General features: G+C 69.2%; 2 protein-coding genes and 1 pseudogene. 2 read left to right on the top strand and 1 reads right to left on the bottom strand.

The annotated features are described in order from the left end of the window. The first annotated feature begins 225 nt into the window (after positions 1–225). A complete protein-coding gene (locus QZY01_RS16280) occupies positions 226–1,179 on the top strand; it encodes a DUF1403 family protein (protein WP_294539117.1) in 954 nt (317 codons plus the stop codon). Between the two features lie 2 nt (positions 1,180–1,181). Continuing rightward, positions 1,182–1,904, top strand: coding sequence for an SMC-Scp complex subunit ScpB (locus QZY01_RS16275; protein WP_294539114.1), 723 nt, complete (start codon positions 1,182–1,184; stop codon positions 1,902–1,904). Here QZY01_RS16275 and QZY01_RS16270 read toward each other — a convergent pair. Further along, positions 1,859–2,399, bottom strand: a pseudogene (locus tag QZY01_RS16270) (hypothetical protein); the annotation flags it as partial. The gene QZY01_RS16275 and the pseudogene QZY01_RS16270 overlap by 46 nt on opposite strands.

The raw sequence follows: 2,399 nt of genomic DNA, 5'->3' as shown, positions 1-2,399 counted from the left end.
GCAGTCGCGTCAATTGGTTAGAGGCTTGCCATACCCTGGCGGCCGGCGCGACCGGGGTAGGGCATTCGCAAAAACGCGGTTTTTTGGCTGATTTGCTCATGTCCAGGAGCACATCATATTATGTCCGATAATGCAACATTAACGGACATGAAAAAGAGACGACATGCGCGGCGGTTTAGGTGCATTTATGATGACAAAGCGCCGCCGTCGGCTATGCTTTCCGGCATGGATTCGCTCGGTCTCGCTCTCCTTCCGCCCTCCCCGCCGCGCCGCAAGCGCGCGGCCGTTGCGGCCTCGACGACGGAAAAAACCCAGCTCTGTCAGCCGCTTCCATCTTGGCTCGGGGGCGCCGCGCCGGCCTTCGCCGCCGGGGCGGTCCTGCTCGCCGTCGACAAAATCGTCCGCGCCGACCCCAACTGGATCGGGACCGTGCGCATGCGCCAGGCCTTGCGCGCGGCGGCGGCCGGCGCCCGCCTGCTGCGCCATCGCGAGGACGAGGCGGGCCTGCGCGACGCCCACCATCTGACAAGGCCTGGCGACGATCCAGGCCCAGCGGGAAAACTCTATCGCCTGTGGCGCGATTTTTCGACGCGGCCGGCGCGGCTCGCGGGCCCCAGCCTCGCGGCGCTCACTGAGGCGCTTGGCGTTCGGGCGCCGGCGGGCGCTTTCGACGGCGTGACGCTCGCGTCCGAAAATCCCGATCCGCTCGCGGCGGCGCTCGCGGCGGCGGACTCCTGCGTCGCGGCGTTGGACGCCGGAGCCGGGGAGGGCGACGTTCTCGCCGCCATGGCCGCCGACCTTGTCCTCGCTCGCCGCCTCGGTTGGCCCCGTCCGTTGTCCGTGATTGGCGCGGCCGGCGTCGGCCGCAGGGGAACTGTCGCCGAGCGCTACGCCAAAGTCTTGCGCGAGGCCCTGGCCTGTCATGGCCAGGCAATCGAATTGGAGCGCCGCGCCGCCCGGCTGATCGCAGCCGCCGCGACATTGCGCGTCAAAGGCGCGGAGCGCGGCGTCGCCGCGCTGCTCGCCGACGATGTCGTCTCCGCCGGCGATCTCTGCCGCGCAGGATCGGCGCAACTGGGCTCGGACCGCGCCGCCCGGCGCTTTCTCGAGCGGCTGGTCGAGCTTGGCGCGCTGCGCGAGACGACGCGGCGCCCCACTTTCCGGCTCTACGGGCTGTGACCATGCGGCCACCCGCGCAAGGCGACCTGCTGTTCGACCGCGAACTCGCCGACCTGCCGCCGGATTTGCGCTGGCGCGAATGGATGGGGCGCGTCGAGGCGGCGATTTTCGCATCAGTGGCGCCAGTGCCGCGCGAAATTTTGAGCCTGCTGGTCGGCGAAGACTGCCGCCTCGACGAGCTGATCGCCGACATCCAGCACGAACTGGCCGATCGCCCTTACGAATTGGCCTTTGTCGCCGGCGGCTGGCGCCATCGCACCAGGCCCCGGTTCGCCGACGCGATCCGCGCCGCCGGCGCGTCGGGCGGCGGCAAAACGCCATTCGAGGCCTTGACCCAGACCGAACATCTGGTGGTGACCGCCATCGCCTATCTGCAGCCGGTGACGCGCCGGGAATTGTCGCAGCTGACCGGCAAGGAGGTAAGCCGCGACATTTTCGCCCGCCTGAAGCGTCTGGGCTTGATCGGCGCCGGCCCGCGCGCGCCGGCGCCGGGCGCGCCGCTGACCTATGTGACGACCAAGCTTTTTCTCGAGGTTTTTGGCTTGGGAAGCTTGCGCGACCTGCCCGATATCGAGGCCCTCGAAGAGGCGGGCCTGCTGGAGCGAGGATCGGATCTGGAAGAAAAGCCTGCCATCGGCGACGAGTTCGATCGCGTCCTGGGGCTCATTCGCGACGACGATCAGGAGGAGGGCGAAGCGGCGCCGTCGGCGGGTTTCGACGAGTGAGGCCCGCGCCGCCGCACACCGGCGTAGGCGGATAAAAGCGCGGCGAGGGAGATCTTTGGCGGGGCGGGCGCGACGGCGGGGTGGCGCCCGGCGGCGGCCAGAATCGCCTCGATCTCGTCGTTGTGGTCGATCACACACAGGGCGCGCTCGCGGGTCGACAGCGCGGTAAAGGCCGCCGATCGCGGCGGATCGCGCCGCGCCGGCAGCCCGAGAATGGCTTTGCGCGCGGCGGCGTCTTCGGCGGTCAGGCCGAGGCCGAATTCGGCGAAGCTTTGCGCCGTCCGACGGGCCAGCGCGTGGACTCGCGGCGTCGTGGCGCGCCGCAAATCAAAGAGGCAATGCGCGCAAAAATGCTGGGGCGCCAGCGCCGCCTGATCGAACGGGACCAAGGCCTGTTGGCACGCCGGACATCGATCGATCAGCCGCCTGGCGTGGCGCAGGCAGAAAATCGTCGTCGCCAGCCGCCAGACCCGGCGAAAATACGGATTTTGGTCT

This window comes from uncultured Rhodoblastus sp. (assembly GCF_903903185.1).
In the GTDB taxonomy this organism is placed as follows: Bacteria; Pseudomonadota; Alphaproteobacteria; order Rhizobiales; family Beijerinckiaceae; genus Rhodoblastus.
Note: the sequence above shows the minus strand (reverse complement) of the source record. Positions and strands in the feature narration are given on the sequence as shown.